This window comes from Streptomyces sp. NPDC007971, from assembly GCF_042958635.1.
Taxonomy (GTDB): Bacteria; Actinomycetota; Actinomycetes; order Streptomycetales; family Streptomycetaceae; genus Streptomyces.
Map to the genome: position 1 here is coordinate 409,117 of NZ_JBIBJK010000005.1, position 26,505 is coordinate 435,621.

At 73.2% G+C, this 26,505-nt stretch carries 28 protein-coding genes and 1 riboswitch; of the genes, 17 read left to right on the forward strand and 11 right to left on the reverse strand.

Annotation, left to right across the window (positions count from 1 at the left end):
- Positions 1 to 58 precede the first annotated feature (58 nt).
- Positions 59 to 201, reverse strand: a riboswitch (cobalamin riboswitch).
- A 204-nt stretch (positions 202 to 405) separates the two neighbouring features.
- Positions 406 to 759: a CU044_2847 family protein gene (locus ACFZCP_RS13180; RefSeq protein ID WP_362696816.1), complete on the forward strand. Its 354-nt coding sequence runs from the start codon at positions 406 to 408 to the stop codon at positions 757 to 759.
- Between the two features lie 195 nt (positions 760 to 954).
- On the opposite strand, the gene ACFZCP_RS13185 is transcribed toward ACFZCP_RS13180, so the two are convergent.
- Positions 955 to 1,182 (reverse strand): hypothetical protein, encoded by a 228-nt coding sequence (locus ACFZCP_RS13185; RefSeq protein WP_362696818.1) that lies wholly within the window; start codon positions 1,180 to 1,182, stop codon positions 955 to 957.
- A 34-nt stretch (positions 1,183 to 1,216) separates the two neighbouring features.
- Positions 1,217 to 2,464 (reverse strand): inorganic phosphate transporter, encoded by a 1,248-nt coding sequence (locus ACFZCP_RS13190; protein ID WP_391426782.1) that lies wholly within the window; start codon positions 2,462 to 2,464, stop codon positions 1,217 to 1,219.
- Between the two features lie 576 nt (positions 2,465 to 3,040).
- Between ACFZCP_RS13190 and ACFZCP_RS13195 the strand changes: the two genes are divergently transcribed.
- The 3 genes from ACFZCP_RS13195 to ACFZCP_RS13205 all read left to right on the forward strand — a co-directional run bounded on the left by ACFZCP_RS13195 (position 3,041) and on the right by ACFZCP_RS13205 (position 6,624).
- On the forward strand, positions 3,041 to 3,709 hold the full coding sequence (locus ACFZCP_RS13195; RefSeq protein ID WP_391426784.1) for a class II aldolase/adducin family protein: 669 nt from the start codon (positions 3,041 to 3,043) through the stop codon (positions 3,707 to 3,709).
- A 168-nt stretch (positions 3,710 to 3,877) separates the two neighbouring features.
- Complete coding sequence (locus tag ACFZCP_RS13200) at positions 3,878 to 5,005, forward strand: alpha/beta fold hydrolase (RefSeq protein WP_391426786.1); 1,128 nt, start codon at positions 3,878 to 3,880, stop codon at positions 5,003 to 5,005.
- 182 nt (positions 5,006 to 5,187) lie between these two features.
- A complete protein-coding gene (locus tag ACFZCP_RS13205) occupies positions 5,188 to 6,624 on the forward strand; it encodes a hypothetical protein (protein WP_391426788.1) in 1,437 nt (478 codons plus the stop codon).
- 25 nt (positions 6,625 to 6,649) lie between these two features.
- On the opposite strand, the gene ACFZCP_RS13210 is transcribed toward ACFZCP_RS13205, so the two are convergent.
- Both ACFZCP_RS13210 and ACFZCP_RS13215 read right to left on the reverse strand, forming a co-directional pair.
- Positions 6,650 to 7,060, reverse strand: a complete 411-nt coding sequence (locus ACFZCP_RS13210; RefSeq protein ID WP_391426790.1) for a VOC family protein — start codon at positions 7,058 to 7,060, stop codon at positions 6,650 to 6,652.
- 67 nt (positions 7,061 to 7,127) lie between these two features.
- Entirely contained in the window at positions 7,128 to 7,910 is a 783-nt protein-coding gene (locus ACFZCP_RS13215; protein WP_391426792.1) for a neutral zinc metallopeptidase, read from the reverse strand.
- Positions 7,911 to 8,113: 203 nt separating this feature from the next.
- Here ACFZCP_RS13215 and abc-f point away from each other — a divergent pair, with 203 nt between their 5' ends.
- The 3 genes from abc-f to ACFZCP_RS13230 all read left to right on the forward strand — a co-directional run bounded on the left by abc-f (position 8,114) and on the right by ACFZCP_RS13230 (position 11,201).
- Positions 8,114 to 9,712: a ribosomal protection-like ABC-F family protein gene (gene abc-f / locus ACFZCP_RS13220; RefSeq protein WP_362696832.1), complete on the forward strand. Its 1,599-nt coding sequence runs from the start codon at positions 8,114 to 8,116 to the stop codon at positions 9,710 to 9,712.
- Between the two features lie 335 nt (positions 9,713 to 10,047).
- Positions 10,048 to 10,269 (forward strand): helix-turn-helix domain-containing protein, encoded by a 222-nt coding sequence (locus ACFZCP_RS13225; RefSeq protein ID WP_004002281.1) that lies wholly within the window; start codon positions 10,048 to 10,050, stop codon positions 10,267 to 10,269.
- A gap of 128 nt (positions 10,270 to 10,397) precedes the next feature.
- On the forward strand, positions 10,398 to 11,201 hold the full coding sequence (locus tag ACFZCP_RS13230; protein WP_391426794.1) for an enoyl-CoA hydratase-related protein: 804 nt from the start codon (positions 10,398 to 10,400) through the stop codon (positions 11,199 to 11,201).
- Positions 11,202 to 11,518: 317 nt separating this feature from the next.
- Here the strand turns inward: ACFZCP_RS13230 and ACFZCP_RS13235 are convergent, their stop codons facing one another.
- Positions 11,519 to 12,238, reverse strand: coding sequence for a nucleopolyhedrovirus P10 family protein (locus ACFZCP_RS13235; protein WP_391426796.1), 720 nt, complete (start codon positions 12,236 to 12,238; stop codon positions 11,519 to 11,521).
- Positions 12,239 to 12,325: 87 nt separating this feature from the next.
- Here ACFZCP_RS13235 and ACFZCP_RS13240 point away from each other — a divergent pair, with 87 nt between their 5' ends.
- Genes ACFZCP_RS13240 through amaP form a run of 5 tightly spaced genes read left to right on the forward strand, consistent with a single transcriptional unit; the run spans position 12,326 to position 14,640 of the window.
- Positions 12,326 to 12,796 (forward strand): Asp23/Gls24 family envelope stress response protein, encoded by a 471-nt coding sequence (locus tag ACFZCP_RS13240; RefSeq protein WP_391426798.1) that lies wholly within the window; start codon positions 12,326 to 12,328, stop codon positions 12,794 to 12,796.
- 49 nt (positions 12,797 to 12,845) lie between these two features.
- Entirely contained in the window at positions 12,846 to 13,040 is a 195-nt protein-coding gene (locus ACFZCP_RS13245) for a hypothetical protein (RefSeq protein WP_391426800.1), read from the forward strand.
- 45 nt (positions 13,041 to 13,085) lie between these two features.
- Entirely contained in the window at positions 13,086 to 13,421 is a 336-nt protein-coding gene (locus tag ACFZCP_RS13250; protein WP_391426914.1) for a hypothetical protein, read from the forward strand.
- Positions 13,418 to 14,050 carry a DUF6286 domain-containing protein gene (locus ACFZCP_RS13255; protein WP_391426801.1) on the forward strand — a complete coding sequence of 211 codons (633 nt, stop codon included), beginning with the start codon at positions 13,418 to 13,420 and terminating at the stop codon, positions 14,048 to 14,050. Before ACFZCP_RS13250 ends, ACFZCP_RS13255 begins: the two co-directional genes overlap by 4 nt.
- A 5-nt stretch (positions 14,051 to 14,055) precedes the next feature.
- The gene (gene amaP / locus ACFZCP_RS13260; RefSeq protein WP_391426803.1) at positions 14,056 to 14,640 is read left to right on the forward strand and encodes an alkaline shock response membrane anchor protein AmaP; all 585 of its coding nucleotides are present in this window, start codon (positions 14,056 to 14,058) and stop codon (positions 14,638 to 14,640) included.
- Between the two features lie 253 nt (positions 14,641 to 14,893).
- On the opposite strand, the gene ACFZCP_RS13265 is transcribed toward amaP, so the two are convergent.
- The 6 genes from ACFZCP_RS13265 to ACFZCP_RS13290 form a co-directional block, all read right to left on the reverse strand.
- The gene (locus ACFZCP_RS13265) at positions 14,894 to 15,649 is read right to left on the reverse strand and encodes an SDR family oxidoreductase (protein ID WP_391426804.1); all 756 of its coding nucleotides are present in this window, start codon (positions 15,647 to 15,649) and stop codon (positions 14,894 to 14,896) included.
- Between the two features lie 5 nt (positions 15,650 to 15,654).
- Positions 15,655 to 17,460 carry a glycoside hydrolase family 15 protein gene (locus ACFZCP_RS13270; protein WP_391426806.1) on the reverse strand — a complete coding sequence of 602 codons (1,806 nt, stop codon included), beginning with the start codon at positions 17,458 to 17,460 and terminating at the stop codon, positions 15,655 to 15,657.
- Positions 17,461 to 17,721: 261 nt separating this feature from the next.
- A complete protein-coding gene (locus ACFZCP_RS13275; protein ID WP_391426808.1) occupies positions 17,722 to 18,528 on the reverse strand; it encodes an SURF1 family cytochrome oxidase biogenesis protein in 807 nt (268 codons plus the stop codon).
- 49 nt (positions 18,529 to 18,577) lie between these two features.
- Positions 18,578 to 18,811: a hypothetical protein gene (locus ACFZCP_RS13280; RefSeq protein WP_391426810.1), complete on the reverse strand. Its 234-nt coding sequence runs from the start codon at positions 18,809 to 18,811 to the stop codon at positions 18,578 to 18,580.
- Between the two features lie 91 nt (positions 18,812 to 18,902).
- On the reverse strand, positions 18,903 to 19,892 hold the full coding sequence (locus tag ACFZCP_RS13285; protein WP_391426811.1) for a DEDDh family exonuclease: 990 nt from the start codon (positions 19,890 to 19,892) through the stop codon (positions 18,903 to 18,905).
- A gap of 333 nt (positions 19,893 to 20,225) precedes the next feature.
- Positions 20,226 to 20,852, reverse strand: a complete 627-nt coding sequence (locus ACFZCP_RS13290) for a TetR family transcriptional regulator (protein WP_391426812.1) — start codon at positions 20,850 to 20,852, stop codon at positions 20,226 to 20,228.
- A gap of 103 nt (positions 20,853 to 20,955) precedes the next feature.
- On the opposite strand from ACFZCP_RS13290, the gene ACFZCP_RS13295 reads away from it, so the two are divergent.
- The 5 genes from ACFZCP_RS13295 to ACFZCP_RS13315 all read left to right on the forward strand — a co-directional run bounded on the left by ACFZCP_RS13295 (position 20,956) and on the right by ACFZCP_RS13315 (position 26,474).
- Positions 20,956 to 21,753, forward strand: a complete 798-nt coding sequence (locus ACFZCP_RS13295; RefSeq protein WP_391426814.1) for an acetoacetate decarboxylase family protein — start codon at positions 20,956 to 20,958, stop codon at positions 21,751 to 21,753.
- A gap of 76 nt (positions 21,754 to 21,829) precedes the next feature.
- Positions 21,830 to 22,714, forward strand: a complete 885-nt coding sequence (locus tag ACFZCP_RS13300; RefSeq protein WP_391426815.1) for an SDR family NAD(P)-dependent oxidoreductase — start codon at positions 21,830 to 21,832, stop codon at positions 22,712 to 22,714.
- Positions 22,715 to 22,835: 121 nt separating this feature from the next.
- Entirely contained in the window at positions 22,836 to 24,119 is a 1,284-nt protein-coding gene (locus ACFZCP_RS13305) for an amidohydrolase family protein (RefSeq protein WP_391426817.1), read from the forward strand.
- The gene (locus ACFZCP_RS13310; RefSeq protein ID WP_362696865.1) at positions 24,116 to 25,342 is read left to right on the forward strand and encodes an amidohydrolase family protein; all 1,227 of its coding nucleotides are present in this window, start codon (positions 24,116 to 24,118) and stop codon (positions 25,340 to 25,342) included. Before ACFZCP_RS13305 ends, ACFZCP_RS13310 begins: the two co-directional genes overlap by 4 nt.
- Before the next feature lie 418 nt (positions 25,343 to 25,760).
- A complete protein-coding gene (locus ACFZCP_RS13315) occupies positions 25,761 to 26,474 on the forward strand; it encodes a VIT family protein (RefSeq protein ID WP_362696867.1) in 714 nt (237 codons plus the stop codon).
- Positions 26,475 to 26,505 lie beyond the last annotated feature (31 nt).

Here is a 26,505-nt window from a genome sequence, read left to right on the forward strand (position 1 = left end):
CCTGGATGGGCGGCCGAGCATGGCGATATGTGTCCTCACTCAGGGTGTCCGCGCCCTGGTTCGACGAGACCGGCGGTGAGAGTTCCTGGCTCCCGGGATGTTCTTCCCCGGTGACAGTGGCGGGACCGCGCCGGATTCGCACCGGCTTCCTCTTCTGCCGCCGTACATGGCCTGGGCAGTCCACCACGCACCCGGAAGAGCCGTCAACTTGCCTTTGACCAGCAATGGTGGACTGTGCTGAGGCCCACATCGCCGACACGCGGGGAGGCGGCGGACGACCGGGGGGAGGTGAATTCCCCATCCCCGGGCGGCATTCGGGGCGCCTCCTTGTGCTCACGGTCCGTGAGGATCTGCAATAGCGCGTACGTGTCATACGGGATGAACGGACGCAGGAGGAGACACGCGGTGGCGCACGTGGGCGAGATGCTGCTGGACGACGGTCAGGTCGTCCTGCTGGAGGTGGCGGGCAAGGGGCGGCCTGCCGGAGTGCAGCGGGTCCCGGAAGGCGAGCCGGCGGAGACCCTTCAGCAGGCGCTCGCCCGGGTACGGCCGGCGCTGGGCGCGCTGGTGCACGAGGCCCGCGGGCTGACGAGACCGCCGGAGAAGGTCACGGTCGAGTTCGGCATCACCGTGAGTGCCGAGGCGGGGGTGGTCGTGGCGCAGGGGTCCACGGAGGCCCACTTCACGGTGACCATGCACTGGTCGGGCCAGGACGGTTCCGACATCCCCGGGCAACGCGGCAGCGAGGGCCGCCCCTGACGAACGGGCAACCGCCCTGCCCGGCACCCGCGAGGGGCCCCGGCAGGGCGGTGTCGGACCTTGCGCGGGCCAGGACTTGGCCGCGGGCCGGGACCCGGCCGGGTCCCCTACCGGGTGCCGCGGGTCGGGCTTCGGCGGCGCGGGCCAGGACTTGGCCGTGCCCCGGACTCGGTCACGCCTCGGCCCTGGTCGCGATCAGGCCTTGGCCACGATCAGATAGAACCCGTACGCCACCGCGGCCGCACAGGCCGCGAAGCACACGTAGGCACCCGTCACGGCCAGCGCCGCGGATCCGCCCTGCGCGGCGGCCTTCTCGCGCCGCGACAGGCCGTTGACACCGAGGGTGAACAGGGCCACCAGGCCCACCGCGAACACGAGGCTGACACCGAAGACGGAGCCGAGAGCCGCCCAGTCGATCTTCATGGGAATGCTTCCTTCAGTTACCGGGTGCTCGGGTTCAGACGGTGGCGGCCGGCGGCGTTGCCGGGGCCGGGTCGGTGGTGGCCGGAGCCGGGATCGTGGCCGTCAGGTCCTCGGTGACGACGCCCGCGGGGGGCGGGGTCACCGCGGCGATGGCGGTGGTCACCACGCCGGCAGGCTCGACGTCGCCGCCGACGACGTTGGTGTGGTCGACGACCTCGCGGCGGGAGAGCTTCCAGATCGCGGCGCTGGAGCCGACGAGGAACACGGCGACGACCGCGGTGCCCCAGTCACCCAGGTCCGTGACGGACTCGGCGCCGGCGCCGACCAGCGCGGCGGCCGGGAGGGTGAGCACCCAGGCGATGGCCATGCGGGTCGCGGTGGACCAGCGGACCACGCCGCCCTTGCGGCCCAGGCCCGCACCCATCACCGAGCCGGAGACGACATGGGTGGTGGAGAGGGAGAAGCCGAGGTGGGAGGAGGCCAGGATGGCCGTGGCCGCACTGGTCTGGGAGGCGAAGCCCTGGCGCGGCTCCAGGTCGGTCAGCCCCGTGCCCATGGTGCGGATGATGCGCCAGCCGCCGATGTAGGTGCCGAGTGCGATGGCGAGGCCGGCCGAGAGGATCACCCAGGTGGGAGGGTTCGAGCCGGGGGCGATCGCACCGCCCGCGATCAGCGCCAGCGTGATGATGCCCATCGTCTTCTGCGCGTCGTTGGTGCCGTGGGCCAGGGAGACCAGACCGGCGGAGGCGATCTGCCCGGCGCGGTAGCCCTTGCGGGTGGCCTCGCCCTCGGCGCCGCGCCCGATGCCGTAGGAGAACCGGGTGGCGAGCAGCGCCGCGACACCGGCCACGACCGGGGCGGCGACCGCCGGCAGCAGAACCTTGGTGACCAGGACGTCGCCGTGGACGGCGCCGAAGCCCGCGGAGGCGACGGTGGCGCCGATCAGGCCGCCCATCAGGGCGTGCGAGGAACTGGAGGGCAGGCCCACGAGCCAGGTCACCAGGTTCCAGAGGATCGCGCCGACCAGGGCGGCGAAGATGACCTCGGGACGGATGCCGTTCTCATCGACGAGACCCTTGGAGATCGTGTTGGCGACCTCCACGGAGAGGAAAGCGCCCACAAGGTTGAGGGCGGCGGACATGGCCACCGCGACCTTGGGCTTGAGTGCACCGGTCGAGATGGTCGTGGCCATCGCGTTGGCGGTGTCGTGGAAACCGTTCGTGAAATCGAACGCAAGTGCGGTCACCACCACAATCGCGAGGATCAGCGAGAAGCTTTCCATTTACCCAGGCAATCATTCGAAGTCATTGGGTGTTGGACCGTAGGCAACCTGAGTGAACGGAAGGTGAACTCAAGCGGGCGTCAGGGTATCGGCAGGAGGAGTGCGTGATTCTGTCCGGATTCGAAGCCTCAGACGCCCCTTGGCCATCGGCCTCCCGCGAGGGCCCGCATCCGGTCCGGCGGCCCGTGAAAGAGATTCCGGTCACCCGTCCGGCCGACCCCCGCGGCGTGCTGCCACAAGGTCCAGGAGGGCCGCCCGCCCGGCAGCGGTCCCGCGTCCGGCGTGCATGACGGACGATCAACGCCGTGCCGGGCGGTCCGCCGCGGACGGTCCGGGGAGAACGCGCGGCTGTCGCCGGTGCGGGCCTTCCGCCGGCGGGCGGGGGCGCAGGCGGCTGGAGGCGGCTGGAGGGTCGCTGTCCGTCCGCTCGCCCTCGCCACTGCCGCGGTCTGTTTCATTCGATGTGTTTCTGTTCGTTCGGCTTTGCGCTGATGTCCGCCTGTTCGGCTGCGCGGCTTCCGGCCTGATCCCTGTGACCGGTCCGCCCGGGGACGCTTTCGCTGGCAGGATCCCCGCATGGCCGAACAGCTGCGGGACGCGAACGAGGAAGAGGCGCGGGTCTGGGAGGAGGTGGTCGCGACGGCCCGCCGGACCGTCGCGGACGGGCTGGTCGTCGGCACCTCCGGCAATGTGTCGGCGCGCGCCGGGGACGTCGTGCTGGTCACCCCCTCGGGCGTGCCCTACGACCGGCTGGCCCCGGAGGACATCACCGGCGTCGACCTCGACGGGCAGCGGGTGCTCGGCTCGCTCGTGCCGACCAGCGAACTGCCCATGCACCTCTCCGTCTACCGCACCACCGACGCCCGCGCCGTCGTCCACACCCACGCGGTGCACGCCACGGCCGTCTCCCTCCTCGTGACCGAGCTGCCCCCGGTCCACTACATGGCCGCGGCTCTGGGCGGCCCCCTGCGGGTCGCCCGCTATGCGGCGTACGGCACGGACGAACTGGCCGAGAACATGCTCCGCGCCCTCGACGGCCGCTCCGGCTGCCTCCTGCAGAACCACGGCATGATCACCTACGGCGCCACCCTCGACCAGGCCTACGACCGCACCGCCCAGCTGGAGTGGATGTGCCGGCTGTGGCTGACGGCGTCGGCGGTGCCGGGGCTGACACCGTCCCTGCTGACGGAGGCGCAGATGGCGGAGGCGGGAACCCGCTTGAAGGGCTACGGCCAACGAGGCTGACCCCGCGACGGCGGCTCCCCCCCGCGCGCCCGCCGACGAGGTGGCCTCGCCCTTCCGCCGGCCAGGCGGCCCGGTCCTTCCGCCGGCCGGTCCGCTCTTCCCTCCGCCGCCGGCCGCTGATCACTCTTTCGGCTGGCCGGTACCGGCCAGCCCCACGACACTGGATCCGTGCGCACCGTCAAAGCGACCGCCGCCGCACTGACCGCCGTCCTGGCCGCCGGCGCGGCATCCGTGGCCGCCGGCCGCCTCGCCAGCGACGCCGCGCTGAAGGCGCCCGCGGGCCGTCCCCTGCCCACCGAACCCCGGCTCACCGTGCACGGCACCGCCGCAGGGCGGATCGCGCTCACACGCGACCTGGCCTCCCTGCGCCCCGGCACCTACGGCCTGGCCGGCGACGGCTCCCACGCGGTCGTCGGCCCCGTCCTGGAGTCGGCCGAGCACACCGCCGACACCGTCGTACGCCGTCTCGTACGCGTCACGCACGGCACCCTCGCCCCCGGCGACGCCGTCTGGCTCACCCCCAACCTCTACGTCGGCAACCCGGACGCCGCCCTCGGCCTCGACCACTCCGACATCGACGTTCCCGGCGAACTCGGGGCCCTGCCCGCCTGGTTCGTGCCCGGCTACCGGGACACCTGGGTGATCGCGGTGCACGGCCTGGGCACCACCCGCGAGCACGCCATGAACGTCATGGACTTCCTGCACCGCCGCCGCCTGCCGATCCTCGCCCTCGCCTACCGCGGCGACCTCGGCGCCCCGCGCTCGCCGGACGGGCTGGGCCACCTCGGCGAGACCGAGTGGCGCGACGTGGACGCGGCGATCCGCTATGCCGTCCGCTACGGCGCCCGCCGGGTCGTCCTCCTCGGCTGGTCCACCGGCGCCACCATGGCCCTGCGCGCCGCGGAGCACTCCGCCGTGCGCGAGCGGGTCGCCGGGCTGGTCCTCGACTCGCCGGTGCTCAGCTGGCAAGCCACCCTGCGCGCCCTCGCCCAGGCCCGTCACACCCCCGAGCCGCTGCTGCCGCTCGCCGTGCGAGCCGCGCAGGGCCGGGCCGGGCTGCACCCCGACGGGGTCGCGGAGATCACCGACCCCGAGCGGCTCGCCGTGCCCACCCTGATCGTCCACGGCCCGGACGACAGGGTGGCCCCGTGGGAGTACTCCCGGCGCCTGGCCGCCCGCCACCCCGACCGCGTCGCCCTGCACACCGTGCCCGGAGCCCCGCACGCGGCGATGTGGAACGCGGACCCCAAGGAGTACGAGGAGCGCCTGCGCCGGTTCCTGACACCGCTGATGTGAGCGTGCCACCCGCCTCTCCGGCACAAGGCGGATGCCCCGGTTCCAGCCATTCCGTTTAAGCCCGTACGACTGGCCTGAACGTGTCTCTTCGCCCGGCACCGGACCCGGTGCGTTGGCCAGCCCCGTCGCCCCCCGTGACATTCCGTTTGGGTTTTCGGACCGTCAACCGGAAGACTGCACCCGTGACGTCCCGTATCCCGCGCGACTCCAGGCTTCGACTCGTCCGACCGCGACCCCTGGCCGCCGCCCCCACAGCTGTGAACCAGCGGCGCCCACGCCGCCCCGCCCCCCGGCCGCCGGAGGGCACTCCCGCCCCGGGTGAACTGGCCAGAATGGCGCGCACCGGCCTGGCCGGCGCGGTCCGCGTCGCGCGCTGGGCAGACGCGGCACTCGGGCCCGGCCGCAACGGCGCCACCACCGACGGCAAGGCCACGCTCTCCGACGCGACCACGCAGGGCGCCGCCGCCGCCCTCGGCCTGAGCAGCGCGCAGGTCCGCGCCGACTGGGACACCGCGCGCCTCGCGGGACTGATCGAGGTGCACGGGGACAGCGCGCGCCCCAGCTGGCGGCTGCGTGCCTGGGACCGTGACGACAGCGCCGTGCTGCGCGGCTGGGTCGCCCTCTTCGACGCCTGGTCGCTGGCCTCCCCGGAACCGGCCGACCAGGAGCCGGCGGCCGTCGCCGAGGTCGTCTCGGCGATGCCCCAGATCCTCTCCTTCCTCCAGCTGTCCGCCGGTCCCGTCCCGGTCGAGCAGCTGCTCGACCTGCTCCAGCAGCGGGTCATCGAACTGCGCACCGAGCGCTGCGAGGTCTCCTACGGGCCAGGGCCCGCCGGGTCCGCGGCGCCCGCCAAGACCCTCGGCCCGGCACACGGCGCAGCTGCCGGGGACACTCCGCTCGCCCCGCTCCTGCCCCTCCTCGACTGGGCCCTCAAGGCGCTCGCCTCCGTCGGCGCCCTGACCTACGGCGACGGCCACGGCACGCTCACCCCGCTCGGCAGCTGGGCGGTCTGGGTCAAGCTGGAGCAGATCTGCGTGGCCGCGCAGAGCCCCGCCGGCAACATCGAGCAGTCCGCCGAGGACATGCTCCGCGGCTGCGCCCAGCTGCGCCCCAACGCGGCCCGCGCCGAATACCGCGCCTGGCTCGCCGCCCGCCCCGTCGGCAGTGCCGTCACCGAACTGCTCGGCGCCGCCCGCGGCGAGGACGCCCTGCTGCGCGGCCTCGCCTTCGAGGCGCTGCGCGTCGTCGGCGCCCCCGCCGAGCCCGATGTGCACGCCGTGGTGGACGAGCCGGCCCTGCGCCCGTACGCCCTGCTGTGGCTCGCCGAGCACGACGGCATCGATCCGGAGGACGCCCACGAGGTCCTCACCCGCGAGGAGGCCACCTGGCTGTGGGTCGACACCGCCGCCGCCGTCTCCGACCACGGCGAGACGGAGATGCTGGTGCGGCACCTGGAGGCCGCCGTACAGCCCACCGTCCCGGCGCTGCTGGACGAGGTCCGTGCCGTCGGCCACCCGCGCACCGTGCAGGTCCTGGTCGCGCTCGCCGCGGCCCACCCCGACCCCGCCCTGGCCAAGGCCGTGCGCCGGGCCGCCTTCCAGGTGCACACCGGGGGCTAGCCCGAGCCCGGCGCGAGCGGGCCGCTCAGGCGCCGATCTCCGGGGCGTACGTCCCGAAGCTCCAGATGTTGCCCTCGGCGTCCCGGGCCATGTAGTCCCGCGAGCCGTAGTCCTGGTCCGTCGGGGGCATCAGGATCTCCACACCGTGCTCCACGGCCCGCTGGTGGTGGGCGTCGACGTCGTCCACCACGACGTACACCCCCGCGGGACCCGCGTCCTTCATCGCCGCGTCGAACCGTCCGCCGCGGCCCTTGGAACCGACCATCACCGCCCCGTTGCCCTGGACCAGCTCGGCGTGCATCACCGTGCCGTCCGCCGCTTCGTACACCGACAGCTCGGTGAAGCCGAGGGCCTCCGTGAGCTGCCGGATCGCGGCCTTCGCGTCCGTGTACAACAGCGACGGGTAGATGCTCGGCCGTCCGCCCATGCCTGCCATGCCGATCACTCCTTCGTGCGTCGGTTCTGCCGTGACTGCGAGTCTGGCAGGCAGCACTGACAACGCCTCAGCGGAATGTGTTGCAGCGGGCCGGGTCCCCGGTCCGGAAGCCCTGCTGGAACCCCTGCTGCCGCTGCAGGGCCGAGCCGTGCGTCCAGGTCTCCGGGCTGACCCGCCCCTGGAACCGCTCCTGGATCCGGTCGTCGCCCACGGCCGCCGCCGCGCCCAGACCGTCCCGGACGTCGGCGCTGTCCAGGCTGGTGATCAGCGGCCGCCCCGTCGACTCGTCCGGCGTCGTCGTCGCGTGCCGTGCCCAGACCCCGGCGTAGCAGTCCGCCTGCAGCTCGGTCCGTACGGAGTTGCTGTTCGCGCCGGCCGGACCCTGCTGCGAGCGGCCCAGAACGCCCAGCAGATCCTGCACGTGGTGCCCGTACTCGTGCGCGACGACGTAGGCCTGCGCGAAGCTTCCGCCGCTCGCCCCGAACGTCGTCCGCAGCTCGTCGAAGAAGCCGAGGTCCAGGTACACCTTCCGGTCCCCGGGGCAGTAGAAGGGCCCCACCTCCGAAGTGGCCGTCCCGCACGCCGTGGCGACCCGGCCGCCGAAGAGGACGGTCGGCGCGGCGGTGTAGGTCCGCCCGCGGCGGCGGAACTCCTGCGACCAGTAGTCCTGCACGCTGTTGACCACGGCCACGATCCGGCAGTCGTCCCGGGTGTTCGCGTCCCGTCCGGTGCGGCAGGTCTGCTGGACCTGCGCCGGCGAGGAGGACGCGGGCGCGGGCGAGGTGTCGCCCGACGGCAGGTACCCCGGCCGTGGAGCCGTGCCGGCCGCTCGGGGCGTGCTGTACGTCACGCCGCCTTCGCGCTCGTCGCCCGGAGCGCAGGTCCCGGACCGTGGACGCAGGAAAACGGCTTGCACGGCCCCGTTAGACTTGTCTGCATGGCCATTCTCCTCGCGCATTAGACGGCGGGAAAGTCCTCAGCCGCCCATCCCGCCAATCCGCCCCCACTGCCGGCTTCGCCCGAGCTGGGACCCCATCGCCCTGGAGTCTGTCCGTGATCTCCGCCTCCGGTATCGAGCTGCGCGCCGGTGCGCGCGTCCTCATCGAGAACGCCACTTTCCGTGTCGCCAAGGGCGACCGCATCGGCCTGGTCGGCCGTAACGGCGCCGGCAAGACCACCCTCACGAAATGCCTGGCCGGCGAGGGCATCCCGGCCGGGGGCCAGATCGCCCGCTCCGGCGAGGTCGGCTACCTCCCGCAGGACCCCCGCACCGGGGACCTGGACGTGCTCGCCCGCGACCGCGTCCTGTCCGCGCGCGGCCTGGACGTCCTGATCCGCAAGATGCGCGACAACGAACAGCGCATCGCCAACGGCACGGGCGCCACCCGCGAGAAGGCCCTCAGGCAGTACGAGCGCCAGGAGACCGAGTTCCTCACCAAGGGCGGGTACGCGGCCGAGGCCGAGGCCGCCACCATCGCCGCCGCGCTCAACCTCCCCGACCGTGTGCTCGGCCAGCCCCTGCACACGCTCTCCGGCGGTCAGCGCCGCCGCATCGAGCTGGCCCGCATCCTGTTCTCGGACGCCGACACCCTGCTGCTCGACGAGCCGACCAACCACCTCGACGCGGACTCGATCATCTGGCTGCGCGACTACCTGAAGACCTACCGCGGCGGCTTCATCGTGATCTCCCACGACGTCGACCTGGTCGAGACGGTCGTCAACAAGGTCTTCTACCTGGACGCGAACCGTGCGGCGATCGACATCTACAACATGGGCTGGAAGCTCTACCAGCAGCAGCGCGAGGCCGACGAGAAGCGCCGCAAGCGCGAGCGGCAGAACGCCGAGAAGAAGGCCGCCGCGCTGAACGCGCAGGCCGACAAGATGCGGGCCAAGGCCACCAAGACGGTCGCCGCGCAGAACATGGCCCGCCGGGCCGAGAAGCTGCTCTCCGGCCTCGAAGAGGTCCGGATGTCCGACAAGGTCGCCAAGCTCCGCTTCCCGGAGCCCGCGTCCTGCGGCAGGACCCCGCTGATGGCCGAGGGCCTGTCGAAGTCGTACGGCTCTCTGGAGATCTTCACCGACGTCGACCTGGCCATCGACAAGGGGTCCAGGGTCGTCATCCTGGGCCTCAACGGCGCCGGCAAGACGACCTTGCTGCGCCTGCTCGGCGGCGTCGAGAAGCCCGACACGGGCGAGGTCGTCCCCGGCCACGGTCTCAAGCTCGGCTACTACGCCCAGGAGCACGAGACCCTGGACGCCGACCGCACGGTCCTGGAGAACATGCGCTCGGCCGCCCCGGACATGGATCTCGTCGAGGTCCGCAAGGTGCTGGGCTCGTTCCTGTTCTCCGGCGACGACGTCGACAAGCCCGCCGGTGTCCTCTCCGGTGGTGAGAAGACCCGGCTGGCCCTCGCCACCCTGGTCGTCTCCTCGGCGAACGTGCTGCTCCTGGACGAGCCCACCAACAACCTCGACCCCGCCAGCCGCGAGGAGATCCTCGGCGCGCTGCGCACCTACAAGGGCGCGGTGGTCCTCGTCACCCACGACGAGGGTGCCGTGGAGGCGCTCCAGCCCGAGCGGATCATCCTGCTGCCGGACGGCGTCGAGGACCTGTGGGGCTCCGACTACGCGGATCTCGTCGCCCTCGCTTGATCGAAAGCCTGATCCACCGCGTATGGATCATTCGGCCTATCCGTGATCCATCATCTGTGTGAGATCTCCTCGTATCGAGGTGTGTCGTACATCGATTTTGCGGCCGATCCCCAGGTCTTCCGGGGGTCGGCCGTTTCGCGTCCCTGACCTGGCACTTCGTGGATCCGGCCGCTCGTCGCCGCCCGCACACCCTCATGGAATTGGCGATTCCGGATGTGGGGATGCGCTCCTGTCGTCACAACGATGTCCCACGGACCTTGCCGAATGGGTGGCCATCACGCCCCGGAGGGGTGATCATGAGGAGACCAGAGCGCACTTCCCATGAGGAGGCACGGGTGGCCGAGACTCTGAAGAAGGGCAGCCGGGTGACCGGCGCCGCGCGCGACAAGCTCGCGGCAGACCTGAAGAAGAAGTACGACTCCGGTGCGAGCATCCGGGCGCTGGCCGAAGAGACCGGCCGCTCGTATGGCTTCGTGCACCGGATGCTCAGCGAGTCGGGCGTCACGCTCCGTGGGCGTGGCGGAGCGACCCGGGGCAAGAAGGCCGCATCGTCCTGACTCCGGGCGGCCATCGCCTTCGATGGTGACCACCCGGTCGGCCGACTGATCGGCCGGGTGGTTACTGTGCAGTCACTTAGCATGCCACTACGGCAATGTGTGATGACCGCACTCATCGGAGGCGCCCCATGGCTTCGCCCGACCAGGACCTCGCTCCTGTACTCGACAAGGACGGCGTACGGCTCACCGTCGACGACGCGCTCGCCACGGTGACGCTGACCAATCCGGCCAAGCGCAATGCGCAGAGCCCCGCCCTGTGGCGGGCGCTCACCGAGGCCGGCCGGCTGCTGCCGGGCTCCGTCCGTGTCGTGGTGCTGCGCGGCGAGGGCATGTCCTTCTCCGCCGGGCTGGACCGACAGATGTTCACCCCGGAGGGGATCCCGGGCGAGCCGACCTTCACCGATCTGGCGCGCCGTGACGACGCCGGACTCGACGCGAGCATCGCCGAATTCCAGGAGGCGTTCACCTGGTGGCGGCGCAACGACATCGTGTCCATCGCCGCCGTGCAGGGTCATGCCATCGGAGCCGGGTTCCAGCTCGCGCTCGCCTGCGACCTGCGGGTCGTCGCCGACGACGTGCAGTTCGCCATGCGTGAGACCAGCCTCGGCATCGTCCCCGACCTGACCGGCACCCATCCGCTGGTCGGACTGGTCGGGTATGCGCGCGCGCTCGAAATCTGTGTCACCGGGCGCTTCGTGCAGGCCGCGGAGGCGGTCGCGTCCGGGCTGGCCAACCTCGCGGTGCCCGCCCCGGAACTCGACGGTGCCGTGCGGGACTTGGCCGCGGCGCTGCTGGCCGCGCCCCGGGACGCGGTGGTGGAGACGAAGGCGTTGCTGCGCGGTGCGCAGGGGCGCGACTACGAGGCCCAGCGTGCGGCGGAGCGGGCTGCTCAGGCCCGGCGGTTGCGGGACCTGGCCGGCGTCGGCGAATGAGCCGTCGGGTGGGCAGGCACCCGGCGCCGGTCGCTGTGCCCACCCTCCCCGAGTTCTCGGCTTCCCGCGGACCGGCGGACCCCCGACGCCCGGCGGAATGCCTGCCCACGGCGGAAACAGTCACGGCTGCCCGCAGCGGAGCACGGACGGCTGCCAAGTGAGTAAGGGAGCACGGACGGCTGCCCGTAGCGGAGCACGGACGGCTGACCGCCGCCGAGGAGGGGCAGCGCCGGCCGGAGCGGAACAGGGAACGCCGGCCCGAGCGGAGAGGGAACACCGCCCGGAGCGGAGCGGGAACGGCCGGCCGCAACAGTGAGCTAGCCCACCGCCGTGATCAGCACCGCCACCGTCGGGTGGTCGTCCAGGGCGTCCCGTACGGCCGCTCTGACCTGGCGGGCCACGTCCACCGCCCGGTGGTCCGCGTCCACCGCCACCTCCACCCGGACATGACGGCGCGGCAGCGCGGTCTCGTCCGGACGTTCCTCGATGTGGACCGCGCGCGCCAGACCGCCCAGCGAGCCGGTCAGGCGGGTCACCCCGGGGACGGAGAGCGCGGCGGCGGCCACGCCGGACTCCTGCGGATCCGTGATCTGCCGGGCCGCGGGCGGCTGCGGTCCCGGCGCCTGTGGAGCCGGCCCGTCCGGCTCCACCAGGTCCGTCACCCGCAGGTCGACCTCCGTGACCGCGAGGCCCAGTTGCTCCGCCGCGGCCGTCGCCAGCGTCCGCCGCAGCCGGGCCGCCGTCGTCGGCAGCGGCTCGGCCGCCGTCACGGTGACGTCCGCCGTCACCCGCAGCGGTCCCGGCACCAGCGCGCTCGGCGGCGACGGTACGACCGGCTCGTGGACCTCCTCCGGATCGGCGAGCGTGATCCGCAGCGCCCCCAGCCGGGCATCCGGCACGCCTGCCGCGGCCGCACGGCCCAGGACCGCCGCGGCGGCCTGCTCCGCGATCCACGCCCCGTCGCGCGGGCCGCCGAGCGGCAGCAGCCTGCCCATCCCGACCTGATGCCGTACTGCCTGTGCCCACCGGTCCGTCATTCCTCCAGCCTGCCGTACATCCGGCGCGCAACCGAGCAACCTTGCTTACGGTGGTCGAAGGACGACGACCGAAAGGGACGTACGGCGATGAGCGAGACAACGACGACCCCAGACGGTGACAGCGAACCCCAGGTGTCGACCCGCAAGGCCACCCGGCGCGGCGGTGGAGACCCGGCGGCCCGGGGCCGGACGACCATCGCCGACGGAGTGGTGGAGAAGATCGCCGGGCTCGCCGCCCGGGACGTCCTCGGCGTGCATGCCATGGGCAGCGGGCTCTCGCGCACCCTCGGAGCCGTGCGCGACCGGGTGCCGGGCGGCTCGAAGTCGGTGACCCGGGGGGTGAAGGCCGAGGTCGGCGAGGTCCAGACGGCGCTCGACCTGGAGATCGTCGTGGACTACGGCGTGTCCATCACGGAAGTCGCCCGCGCGGTGCGGGAGAACGTGATCGCCGCCGTGGAACGCATGACGGGGCTGGAGGTCGTCGAGGTCAACATCGCGGTGAGCGACGTCAAGCTGCCCGACGAAGAGGAAGAGGAGCCGGAGCCCCGCATCCAGTGAGGCGCCCCCGTGGCGCACAACGTCTGCCCGACGAGCTGAGGAGCGCTGCATGAGCATGGCCGTGGTCGGCATGATCGCCGGAATGGCGCTGGGATTCGCCGGGTACTTCGGCGGGTTCGGAGCCTTCCTGCTGGTGGCGGCGCTGGGAGTGGTCGGGTTCGTCGTCGGCCGGTTCGCGGAGGGCGACCTGGAACTCGGTGACTTCCTCCGCACCCGCGACGACCGGCGCGACCGGCGGCGGTGAGCCGCCGTGAGCGCGCAGACCGGCACGGCACGCCTGCCCCTGGACATGGTGCCACCGGGCGAGCGGGGCGCGACCCGGATCGCCGACCGGGTGGTCGCGAAGATCGCCGCACAGGCCGCACGCGAGGCCCTCGCCCCGCTGCCCGCGGACGCCGCGCCCCCGCGCGCCACCGTCGTCGTACACCACGAAACGGCCCGCGTCCGCGTCCATCTCGAACTCGGCTACCCCTGCGACATCGGCGGCCGCTGCGCCGCCGTGCGTCGCCATGTCGAGGAACGGGTAGGCGCGTTGGTGAGCATGGAGGTGCCGGAGGTCGCCGTCCAGGTCGAGCGGCTGCACCTGACACCGGCACCCGGCCCGCCACACGGGAGGACGCCATGAGCGAGCCCCGGCCGTCCGAGAGCACCACCCGGCGCCTGCCGGTCCTCGAGAAGACCCCCGACTCCCCGCCGCCCCTGTTCCCCGAGGGCAGCGGCCGTTTCTGGTCCGCGCGCCGCGTTCCGGCGGCCGTCGTCGCCCTGCTCCTGCTGGCCGCCGCGGGCGTCCTCCTGTACGACGTCGTCGCGGTCCGCGCCCACCGTCCCGCGATGCACTGGCGCCGTGCCCTGGCCCGGCAGCTCGCCGAACGGCCCCTGGACGACACCTGGGTGCTGGCCGCGGCGGGCCTCGTCGCGGCCCTCGGCCTGTGGCTGATCGTGCTCGCCGTCACGCCCGGTCTGCGCGGGCTGCTGCCCATGCGGCGCCCGCACCCCGACGTCCGCGCCGGCCTTCGGCGCGAGGCGGCGGCGCTGGTGCTGCGCGACCGGGCGATGGACGTCTCCGGCGTGCGGGCGGTAGGGGTGCGGATGCGCCGCCGGAAGGCCGACGTCCGCGCTCTGGCGCACTTCCGCGACCTGGACGACGTACACGCCGACCTGGACACGGTGCTCGACGAAGCGGTCCGGGGGCTCGGGCTGACCCGGCCGCCCGCGCTGTCGGTGCGCGTCCGGCGGCCCGGACGGAAGGGGTGAGGCGGATGCGCAGGGGTGCCGTCAACCGTGTCCTGCTCGCGCTCGTGGGCGTGCTGCTGCTCGTCCTCGGCGGCTCGGTGCTGGCCGTGGGCCTGGGCACGCCGCCGCCGCGGCACTGGATCCACTCCGGCCCGCACGACGTCCTGCTCAGCCGCGCGGAGCGCACCCGCTGGCGGGACACCGGCTGGTGGTGGCCGGTGGTCATCGCGGCCCTGGCCGTCCTCGTTCTGCTCGCGCTGTGGTGGCTCGCCGCCGTCCTGCGCCGGCGTCGCCTGGGCGAGGTCCTGGTCGACACCGGCGACGGCGCGGGTGCCCTGCTGCGGGGCAGGACCCTGGAGGCCGCCCTCGCCGCGGACGCCGGCCGGCAGGAGGGCGTGGCGCACTCCGAGATCCTGCTGACGGGACGCCGCCGCACGTCGCCCGAGGCCAGGGTCCGGCTCCGACTGGAGCCCCATGTGGACCCCGGCCCCTCGCTGAGCGACTTCACGGCCCGGGCACTGGCCCACGCACGGGAGTCGGCGGGCCTGGTGTCCCTTCCGGCGGAGGTGTGGCTGAGGGCCGTCAGGCACCGTGCGGAGAGGGTGAGCTGACAGCCGGGGCGAGGACGCCGGCTCAGAAGCGGGGGAGAGGGGGAGCGTCGCCGAGTCGGGGTGCGGGGGCGTCCCCGACTCAGGGTGCGGGGAGCGTGCGGCCGGCTCCACACCACGCCGCACCCGGCGGCCGGCTCCACACCACGCCGCACCCGGCGGCCGGCTCCACACCACGTCTCAGCCGGCGGCCGGCTCCACACCACGTCTCAGTCCCCGGTCGGCTCCCACCACGCCCCACCCGGTGGCCGGACGCTCAGAACCCGTGCCTCATCCCCCCGTCCACGGGCACCATGATCCCCGTCAGATAGGACGCGGCCTCGGACATCAGGAAAGCCGCGACCCGCCCGAACTCCTCGGGCGTCCCGTACCTGCGCAGCGGGATCCGCGACTCGTTGGCCGCGCGAGTGGCCTCGGGATCCGCGGACAGCGCGTCCAGTTCCCGCGCGCGGTCGGTGTCGATGCGCGACGGCAGCAGTCCCACGACCCGGATCCCGCGCGGCCCCAGCTCGTCGGCGATCGACTTGGCGAAGCCGGCGAGCCCGGGCCGCAGCCCGTTGGAGATGGTCAGCGCGGGAATCGGCTCGTGCACCGAGGCGGACAGCACGAACCCGATGACCCCGCCGGGCTGCAGCTCGGCCGCCGCCGCGCGGGCGAACCGCACCGCGCCGAGGAACACCGACTCGAACGCGGTCCGCCACTGCTCGTCCGTGTTGTCGGCGACGAACCCGGGCGGCGGACCGCCGACGCTGACGAGGACGCCGTGGAAGCCGCCGAAGTGCTCCCGGGCGACCTCGATGAGCCGCTCCGGCGCGTCCGCGTCGGCGTTGTCGACGGCCACGCCGACCGCGTTCGGGCCCAGTTCGGCGGCGGCGTCGGCCACGCGCTTCTCGTCCCGGCCGGTGATGACCACCTTCGCCCCGTCGGCCACCAGTTCCCGCGCGGCGGCGTTTCCCAGCCCGCGCGTGGCGCCGGTGACGATGTACACCCGGTCCTTCAGTCCAAGATCCATGGCCCCTATCCTGCCCCGTGCCCGGCCCCTGCGGTCCCCTCGCCCCCGAACAGCGTGAGGGCGGTGTTCACCAGCGCGATGTGGCTGAACGCCTGCGGGTAGTTGCCCACCTGGCGGCCCAGCCCGGGGTCGTACTCCTCCGCCAGCAGTCCCACGTCGTTGGTGAGGCTCACCAGCCGCCCGAACAGCTCCCTGGCCTCGTCCGTGCGGCCCGTCATGTGCAGGGCGTCCGCGAGCCAGAACGAGCAGGCGAGGAAGGCGCCCTCGCCGCCCGGCATGCCGTCGACACCGACGGCATCGGTGTCGTAGCGGCGCACGAAGCCGCCGTGGCCCAGGTCCGCGCGGATCGCGTCGACCGTGCCGATCACGCGCGGGTCGTCGGGCGGCAGGAAGCCGACCCGGGGGATCAGCAGCAGGGAGGCGTCCAGTTCGCGCGAGCCGTAGTACTGGGTGAAGGTCCTGCGCCCGGGGTCGTAGCCCTTCTCGCACACCTCCCGGTGCACCTCGTCGCGCATCGCCCGCCAGCCCGCGAGGTCGCCCTTCAGCTCGTGGCGCTGCTCCAGGGTCCGCACGGCGCGGTCGGCGGCCACCCACGCCATCACCTTGGAGTGCACGAACTGGCGCCGGCCGCCGCGCACCTCCCACAGACCCTCGTCGGGCTGGTGCCACGCCGACTGCAGGAACCTCATCAGCGCGCACTGCAACGCCCACATGTGCGGCTTGGTGGGCAGGCCGGCGCTGCGGGCCAGCGACAGCGAGTCCATGACCTCGCCGTACACGTCCAGCTGGAGCTGATCGACGGCGCCGTTGCCGACCCGTACGGGTGCGGACCCGGCGAAGCCGGGCAGCCAGGGCAGCTCCCACTCGGGCAGCCGTCGCTCGCCCGCGAGCCCGTACATGATCTGCAGGTCCGCCGGGTCGCCCGCGACCGCGCGCAGCAGCCAGTCGCGCCAGGCCTCGGCCTCCTTGTGGTAGCCGGCGGAGAGGAGGGCGCCGAGGGTGAGGGTGGAGTCGCGCAGCCAGCAGTAGCGGTAGTCCCAGTTGCGCACACCGCCCAGCTCCTCGGGCAGCGAGGTGGTGGCCGCGGCGACGATCCCGCCGGTCGGGGCGTAGGTGAGGGCCTTGAGTGTGACCAGGGAGCGCACGACGGTGTCCCGGTACGGCCCCTCGTAGCGGCAGCGGGACGTCCAGCGCCGCCAGTCGCGGACGCTGGTGCTCAGAGCCTGATAGGGGTCGACGAGCGCGGGGCGCGGCTCGTGCGAGGGGTGCCAGGTGAGGACGAAGGCGATCCGCTCGCCCTCGGCGACCGCGAACTCCGCGTGAGTGCCGAAGTCCTGGCCCCACATGTCCACATGGGGCTCGGTGCGCAGCCACGCCGAGTCGGGTCCGGCGACGGCCACCCGATGGCCGTCGGAACGGCGCATCCACGGGACGACGGATCCGTAGTCGAAGCGCAGGCGCAGGGTGCTGCGGACGGTGACGCGCCCGCTGACGCCCTCCACGATGCGTACGACGTCGGGGGCGCGGTCGCGCTGCGGCATCAGGTCGGTCACGCGCACCGTGCCCTCGGCGGTCTCCCACTCGGTGTCGAGGACGAGGGTGTCGGGCCGGTAGGCGCGGCGCGTGCAGGTGTCGGCCCCCTTCGGCGCGATCCTCCAGTAGCCGTGGTCCTCGTCGCCCAGGAGCCGGGCGAAGCAGGCGCCGGAGTCGAAGCGGGGCAGGCACAGCCAGTCGATCGAGCCGTCCTTGCCGACCAGAGCCGTGGTCTGCTCGTCGCCGATGAGGGCGTAGTCCTCGATGCGCGCGTTCACGGGATGCGCGTTCCCGGCCGGCCTCAGGGCCAATCAGGTGGTGCGCCGGGGGAGTGACGCCCGTACGGACGGGCGGGGGCCGGACGGGCCGGGGATCGGACGGTGTCCGGACGGACGGGGATCGTGCGCAGGCCGGGCGGGCCGGGGTCGGGCGGGCCCGGGCGGGGCAGGACCGCCCGGGGATCGAGAGTGGCCGAAAGGGCCGGGGACCGGACGGTGTCCGACGGGGCGGGAATCAGGCGGTGTCCGGGCGGCCCCGGGTCAGACGGCGGCGGGCGCCGTCTCCTGCCTGTCCTCCGGCTTCTGCGCGGCCTCGGCCTCCTCGCGGTCGCGGATCTCGCGCCGGACCAGGAACCACCAGCCCACCGGGACGCCCGCGGCGAACAGCCACCACTGGATCATGTACGCGTAGTTCAGCGGGGCGTCCTCGCTGCCCGGGTCGGAGATCTGCTCCGGGGAGCCGTTCCTGGGGCCGGGGGCCGTCTGCTCGACATAGCCGCCGAGCACCTTCGCGCCCAGCCGCCGCGCCTCCTCCGCGCTGTTGATCAGCATGATCTGCCGGTCCGGCAGTCCCTTGACGTTCTTGATGCCGCTCGCCGCGGTGGTCTCGTCGGCCTTCAGCCGCCCGGTGATCGTGGTCCGGCCGGCGGGCGGGGCGGGGATCTTGGGGAAGGCGGTCTGTACGCCGTTCGCCGGGATCCAGCCTCGGTTGACCAGCAGCACCCTGCCGTCGGTCAGGACGAGCGGGGTCAGGACGTGGAAGCCGACCTCGTCGTCGGAGTTGGTCCGGCGCCGGACCACGACTTCCCGGGAGGTGTCGAAGGTGCCGGTCGCGGTGACGGTGCGGTACTTCTCGGTGCGGGTCACGGAGTGGCCGGGGGAGGTGAGCCGCTCGACGGGGACCGGCTCGGCGTGCAGCGCCCGCGAGACCAGGTTGTTCCGGGCGGTGCGTTCCTCGTACCGGTGCTGCTGCCAGAAGCCGAGCCGGATCATCGTCGGGATCAGCGCGATCGAGACGAGGGTGAGGATCACCCACTGGGGGGTCAGCAGAAAGCGGTAGCGGCGCACCCCACGACGGTACAACTCGGTCGTGGGGTGCGAACGCGCGGGTACGGGGTCAGACGCGGTCGACGATCCCCACCTTTCCCTCGGCGCGGGCGCAGTGGGCGCCGCAGAACCAGCTGCCGTCGGCCTCGACGCCCTTGCCGATGATCGAGACCTTGCAGTGCTCGCAGACCGGGGCCATGCGGTGGATCGCACAGGAGAAGCAGTCGAACACGTGAACGGCACCCTGTGCGTGGACCTCGAAGGTCATTCCATAGTCATTCCCGCAAACTTCACAATTCGCCATGCGCCACAGGGTGAGCCGTCGCTCTCCCCGAAGGTGGACGGGGGCCGGGCGAGTCGCGGTGAATCACCCATCCGTACGGGTCCGCGTCCGCTCACTCGCCGGCGGGCTCGACGTCCCGCAGCAGCTGCCCGAAGGCCGCCTCGTCGACGACCGGTGTGCCGAACTGCCGTGCCTTGACCACCTTCGAAGTGCCCGAGTCGGGGTCGTTGGTCACCAGCAGGCTGGTCAGCCGGGACAGGCTTGTCGCCACGTGCAGCCCGGCCTCGGTCGCCCGGTCCTCCAGCAGCTCCCGCTCGGTGGAGGTGTCCCCGGAGAACGCCACCCGCATGCCCTGCTTGAGGCGTTTGCCGTCTTCGTACCGCCCCGGGTTGGGATAGGGGCAGGCGGGACGCTTGCGGGACGGACGCCAGGTGGTCGCCCGGTAACCGCCGCCGTAGTCCCCGCTCGCCTGCCGGCCGATCCGGGGCGTGTCCGACCACTCCGTCAGCGGCCGGCACTCCAGCAGCGGCAGCCGTACCCCGCCCGCCGCCGCGGCCCGCAGGCTCGGCCGGAACGCCTCGGCGAGCACCCGCGCGTCGTCCAGCGCGTGGTGCGCCCGCTGCTGGACGACCCCGAAGTGCGACGCCAGCGACTCCAGCTTGAAGTTGGGCAGCGGCAGCCCCAGCTCCTTCGACAGCGCGATGGTGCACAGCCGCTGACGCACCGGCGCCTCGCGCTGCGCGCGCGCGTACTCCCGCGCGATCATCTGCCAGTCGAAGACCGCGTTGTGCGCGACCAGCACCCGGCCGTCGAGGCGGGCGGCGAACTCCTCGGCGACGTCCGCGAACAGCGGCGCCCCTTCGAGCACCTCGCTCGTCAGACCGTGTATCCACACGGGGCCCGGATCGCGCTCCGGGTTGACCAGCGTGTACCAGTGGTCCTCGACCTCGCCGCGCGCGTCCAGCCGGTAGACGGCCGCGGAGATGATCCGGTCGTCGCGGGCCAGGCCGGTGGTCTCCACGTCAACGACCGCGTATCCCTGCGGATACGCGGCCGGCCACCGGGTGGGGGAGGACACTGCGGTCCCACGGTCTTCGAGCATGGTCATTGAGGATACGGGCCGTGACCGACAGCGCCGACCCGCAGGGGCCGGTCCCGCTCTCCCGCGCCCGCCCTCCCGCTCGGCCACCGCACACGCGTGCGTGCCGCTGACCGCGCACGCGTGCGTGCCGCTGACCGCATACGCGTGCGTGCCGCTGACCGCACGCGCGCGTGCGGGCCCGTAACCGCGCGCGGGCCCGTAACGCGGCGGACCCGCAGGACAGTTCGGGACGGGCCGTCGGCTGTCTCCGGGCGAGCGGCCGGCTGTCTCCGGCGGGGCCGTCGGCTGTCCCGGGGCGGAGCGGCCGGCCGCCTCGGCGCGGGTGGTCGCCGGTCATCCTCCGGGCGGTGCGAGAAGTGCCCCCACCAGGGCCCGTACGGAGGTGACGAACAGCCGCTCGGTGTCCACGGGCAGCGCCAGTGCGCGGGCCAGGGCGGGGTCGTCACCGGCGGTCTCGGCGCTCCACAGCTCCTCCTCGCCCGGGCTCTGCACCGGGGCGCGCTCGCGGTTGCGCTCGACCAGCACATGGCCGACGACCTGGAACTGCACCGCCTGCACGAACGCGGCGGCCCGGGCGCCGCGCAGGCCCGCCGCGTGCGCCTCCTGCACCAGGGCCTGCTGGGCGGGCAGGAACATCCGCTCGGTCAGTCCGCGCTCGTGCACCAGGGCCACCAGGTGCGGACGCTCGCGCAGCTGCCGCCGCAGGGCGCGGGCCACCGAGACGACCCGCTGTTCGGGCGTGCGGCCCAGCGGGCGGATCTCGCCGAGGCCGGCCACGGTCCGCTCCACCAGGGCGTCCAGCAGGGCCTCACGGCCCCCCACGTGCCAGTAGATCGAGGTCACGGCGGTGTTCAGCTCGGCCGCGAGTCCCCGCATGGTCAGCGCGTCCGGGCCGTGCTGCCGCACCAGCTCGGCGGCGGCCTCCAGGACCTCCTCCCGACTGAGTGCCCCTCGCGGCATGATCCCCCCCAACTCCTGTCGGTGCACGCGTATTTACCCCGCACGCAGTCTGCTGTAACTGTGTTACAGATGACGGTCCGTCAGAAGAAGGGCGGTACGGCGTATGGCACGCGTACGGTACGGCGCACGGACCGAGCGGGAGATCGCCGCCACACGCACCGCGAGTGCACGGCTCCCGGAGATCTGGTCCACCGGCGTGGTGGCCGTCTGGGAGACCGACCCGGACGCGGTGGCGGCGGTGCTCCCACCCCCGCTCAAACCCACCGCACGGCCCCTCGTGCGGGTGAACATCAGCAAGGTCGACCTGCCCGGATACCCGCTCGGCGCGGGCTCCTTCGCGGTCGCCGCGGCCCACGCGGGCGTCGACGGCTGGTATCCGCTCGTGATGCCGATGACCCACGAGCGGGCCCTCACCGGCGGCCGCGAGGTCTTCGGCGAGCCCAAGAAACTCGGCGAGGTGGCCGTCGAGCGCGACGGCCTCGTCGTACGAGCGTCGCTGGCCCGGCACGGCATCGCGTTCGTGGAGATACGCGGGGCGGTGAGCGGCGCGCTGCCCCTGCCGGAGCCCTCCCGCAAGACCGACTTCTACTTCAAGTTCCTCCCGGCCGTGGACGGTTCCGGCTTCGACGGCGACCCCGTACTGGTGCACTGCGTACGGCACGAGAAGGTGCGCCGGCTGGAACGGGTCACCGGGGACGTGGTGCTCCGCGAGTCCCTGTACGACCCCGTCGCCGACCTTCCCGTGCTGCGCCTGCTGGAGATCACCCTCGGCGAGAAGACCAGCGACCAGAGCGGCCGGGTGGTCGAACGGGTCGACGCCCAGGCCCTGCTGCCGTACGTCCACCAGCGCTACGACGACCCGCTCCAGGCCCATGACGGGCCGCCCGAGGGGAGTGCCTGATGCTGTGCCTGCCCGGGGGACAACCCCCGGACCCCCGGCCGGGAGCCGCGTCGGCGAGGTGGGGAGATGAGCGGACGTGGAGCTGAGGGCAGGACAGGTCGCCGTCGTCACCGGCGCGGCGAGCGGGATCGGGCTGGCGATGGCACAGCGGTTCGCCGCCGAGGGGCTGAAGGTCGTCCTCGCCGACGTCGAGGAGGCCGCGCTGGACAAGGCCGTGGAGGCCCTGCGCGCCCGGGGCGCCGACGTCCACGCGCGCGTGGTCGACGTCGGCGTGCGCGAACAGGTCCTGGAACTGGCCGAGTCGGCGTACGAGGCCTACGGCGCCGTGCACGTGCTGTGCAACAACGCAGGGGTCGGCTCGGGCGCCGAGGGGCGCATGTGGGAGCACGAGCCGAACGACTGGCAGTGGGCCTTCGCCGTCAACGTGTGGGGCGTCTTCCACGGCGTCCAGGCGTTCGTGCCACGGATGATCAAGTCCGGTCAACCCGGTCATGTCGTCAACACGTCCTCCGGCGACGGCGGCATCGCACCGCTGCCGACCGCCTCCGTCTACGCGGTCACCAAGGCGGCCGTCGTCACCCTGACCGAGTCCCTGTACGCCCATCTGAAGGCGGAGCACGCGCGCGTGGGCGCCTCGGTGCTCTTCCCGGGGCCGCACATGCTGCGCACCGGCCTGTGGGAGTCCCAGCGCAACCGGCCCGAACGCTACGCCAAGGAGCGTCCCCGCAGGACGCCGTACCGCAGCCTCGACCAGTGGGAGGCGGCGATGCGGGCGTCCGGCAAGGAGGTCCGCTTCACCCCCGTGGAGGAGGTCGCCGCACTGGTCGTGGACGGCATCCGCGCCGACCGCTTCTGGCTGCTGCCGGCGAGCGATCACAGCGACGCCCAGATCCGCGCGCGGGCACGCTCGATGCTCGACCGCGCGAACCCGTCGTACCTGGAGCACTTCATCCTTGACTGAGCGCTGCCGAACCTCCCGGCCGGCGGTGACGCCCGCTCGGCCGGGGGGCCGGGGCCCGCGGCGGCAGCCGCCGACGCGCCGGCTCCCGGGGACGCGGCCTTCCGGACCCAGAGGGACTGCGATGACCGACCAGGACCCGTACCTGATCATCTCCTCCGACTGCCACGCCGGGCTGCCCACCGAGCGGTACCGGCCCTACCTGGAGTCCCGCTTCCACCGGGACTTCGACGAGTTCCTCGCGGGCCGCGACCGGCGCCGCGAGGAGGCGACGCGGCTCGGCATCCGCAACGAGGCGTTCGCGGCCAAGTGGTTCCAGGACAACGAGGAGGGCCTGCGCGGCGGCTGGGACAGCGCACAGCGCCTCAAGGAACTGGACGGTGACGGCGTGGCCGCCGAGGTCGTCTTCCCGGACGCCGATGCCGTCGACAGCCGGACCGCCGCGCCCTTCGGCGTGGGCCTCGGCCTCTCCGGCGACCAGGATCCGGTCCTCGGCATGGCGGGCGCGCAGGCGCACAACCGCTGGCTGGCGGAGTTCGTGTCCGAGCACCCCGAACGGCACTGCGGAGTGGCCCTGCTGCCGGTCACCGGCGAGGTGTCCGAGGTCGTCGCCGAGGTCCGCCGGGCCAGGGAGTCCGGCCTGGGAGCCCTGATGATCCCGGCCATGTGGGCGGGCCGGCAGCCGTACCACGACCGCCGTTACGACCCCGTGTGGGCGGCCGCCGCCGAGTGCGGGATGCCGGTGCTCACCCACTCCGGTGCGGCCCCGCGCGAGGAGTACGGCGACCACCTCGGCATCTACGTGAGCGAAGTGACCTGGTGGCCCGCCCGGCCGCTGTGGTTCCTGCTCTGGTCCGGGGTCTTCGAACGCCACCCCGGCCTGCGGTTCGGGGTCGCCGAGTCGGGCTGCTGGTGGCTGCCCAACCTGCTGTGGTTCATGGACCGCCTCTACCTCGGCGCGCACGGCGGCAAGAAGCTCTCCCCGTTCCAGGAGCTGAAGCGCCCACCGCACGAGTACCTGGACCGGCAGGTCTTCGTCTGCGCCACCAACACCAAGCGGCGCGAGCTGGCCCAGCGCTACGAGATCGGCGTCGGCAACATCCTCTGGGGCAGCGACTTCCCGCATCCCGAGGGGACCTGGCCCGACACGCGCGCGTGGTTGCGCCGTACCTTCCACGACATCCCGGTCGGCGAGACGCGACGGATGCTGGGCCTGTCGGCGGCGGAGGTCTTCGGCTTCGACGTCGGAAGGCTCGCCCCGCTGGCCCGGCGCATCGGCCCGACCCCGGCCGACCTCGGCCAGCCGGCCGACCAGGCGGCCGTGGAGGCCTCCTGGGCACGCTCGCGCGAGACGGGCCGGCACTGGCTGACCGACCACGACTTCCCGGTACTGGGGGTGACACGGTGAGCGACCGGTACACGGTGATCTCCGCGGACTGCCATGCGGGGGCCGACCTGCTGGACTACAGGCCGTACCTGGACAAGCGTCACCACGACGACTTCGACGTGTGGGCGGCCACCTACGTCAACCCGCACGAGGACCTGCTCGCCGACACGGCCGACCGCAACTGGAACTCCGAGCGGCGCCTCGCGGAGCTGGAGGCGGACGGGATCGTCGCGGAGGTGATCTTCCCGAACACCATCCCGCCGTTCTTCCCGTCGAGTTCGCTGATGACGCAGCCACGGACCGCCGAGGATCTCGAACGGCGCTGGGCGGGCCTGCGCGCCCACAACCGCTGGCTGGCGGACTTCTGCGCGGCCGCGCCGGGCCGCCGGGCGGGCGTCTTCCAGATCCTGCTCGGCGACGTCGACGAGGCGGTCAAGGAGATCAGGTGGGCCGCCTCGGCGGGTCTCAAGGGAGGCCTGATGCTGCCCGGCACCCCGCCGGGCTCCGGCCTGCCCGAACTGTACGCCCGCGCCTACGACCCGATCTGGGCCGCCTGCGCGGAGCTCGGCGTCCCCGTCAACCACCACGCGGGCTCCGCCTCCCCGCCGCTCGGTGACGAACCGGCCGCCCGCGCGGTCTTCATGGTCGAGACGACCTGGTTCTCCCACCGCGCGCTGTGGCACCTGGTCTTCGGCGGCGCCTTCCGCCGCCACCCCGGGCTGAAGCTGGTGCTCACCGAGCAGGGCTCCGGCTGGATCCCGGGCGTCCTGGACATGCTGGACTACTACCACGGCCGCCTGGTCGCGGCGGCGTCGGCGGCCGACACCGCCGAGGCCAGGTTCGGCGCCGGACTGGCCGAGGGCATGGGCGAGGCGCCGTCGCGGGTCTGGCGCGACCACTGCTACGTCGGCGCGAGCTTCATGCGCCCGCACGAGGTCCCGCTGCGCGACCGCATCGGCGTCGACAAGATCATGTGGGGCAGCGACTACCCGCACGACGAGGGCACCTACCCGTACACACGTGAGGGCCTGCGGTTCTCCTACGCAGGCGTCCCGCGCGCTCAGGTCGCGGCCATGCTCGGCGGCAACGCGGCCCGCGTCTACGGCTTCGACCTGGACCTCCTGGACCCGATCGCGGCGAAGGTCGGGCCGACGGTCGAGGAGATCGCCGAGCCGCTGCAGACGCCTCCGGCGGACGCGACGAGCCCGGTGTTCGCGCGGGGGGCGAAGGTGCGGGTCTGGTGAGGCGCACGGCACCGGCTGTACTTCCGGCGATTCCTTGGGGGGGTGTCGGCGGGGGTGCGGTGACCTCGGGGGCACCGCGGAGGGGGAGCGGCGGCGGAGGGAGGAACGACGGCGGAGGGCGGTGACCCGGGGGCGCGTCGGCGTCCGTGCGGATCCTCCCCGTGCGGTCCCTCCGTGCGGCCCGGTGCGGCCCCCTGTGCGGTGCCCCCGTGCGGCCCGCTGTGCGGCACCCCATGCGGTGCCCTTCCCCACGGGCGTGTCGGGTACTGCTCGGGCGGGGAGGGGGCGTGCGTATCGGGTACTGCTCGGGGAGGGCCGTGCGTGTCGGGTCTCGCTCGGGGAGGGCGGTGCGTGCCGGGTCCCGCTCGGGGAGCGTCGGTGCGCCTCCGGTGCCGCCTCGGGTGCGATCCTCCGTCGTGTGACGGAGCAACCGATCCATGACGAGGCCCACGGCGGCGCGCTCGGCTCCCGGCTGAACTGGCTGCGGGCCGCCGTGCTGGGTGCGAACGACGGCATCGTCTCCACCGCGGGACTCGTCGTCGGCGTGGCCGGTGCGACCCAGAACCGGGCCGCCCTGCTCACCGCCGGCCTGGCCGGACTGCTCGCCGGGTCGATGTCCATGGCCGCGGGCGAGTACGTCTCCGTCTCCACCCAGCGCGACTCCGAGAGGGCCGCGCTGGCCGTGGAGAGGCGGGAACTGAAGGAGCAGCCGGAGGCCGAACTGGAAGAGCTGGCCGAGCTGCTGCGCAGGCGCGGCCTGACCCCGGACGTGGCCCGGGAGGCCGCCGAGCAGCTCACCGCACGGGACGCGCTGAAGGCGCACGCGCGCGTGGAGCTGGGCATCGACCCGGACCAGCTGACCAACCCCTGGCACGCGGCCTGGGCGAGCTTCCTGGCCTTCACGGCCGGCGCGCTGCTGCCCCTGCTGGCCATCGTCCTGCCCCCGTCCGGCTGGCGGGTCCCGGTCACCGTGGTCTCCGTGCTGGGCGCACTCGTCCTCACCGGATGGAGCAGCGCCCGCCTCGGAGCGGCCGACCCGAAGCGCGCGGTGCTGCGGAACATGGCGGGCGGCGCGCTCGCCATGGGGGTGACCTACGCGGCGGGCAGCCTGCTGGGGGCGGCTGGGGTGTGACCGGGCCGCGACACCACACCCGCCGCGCGCG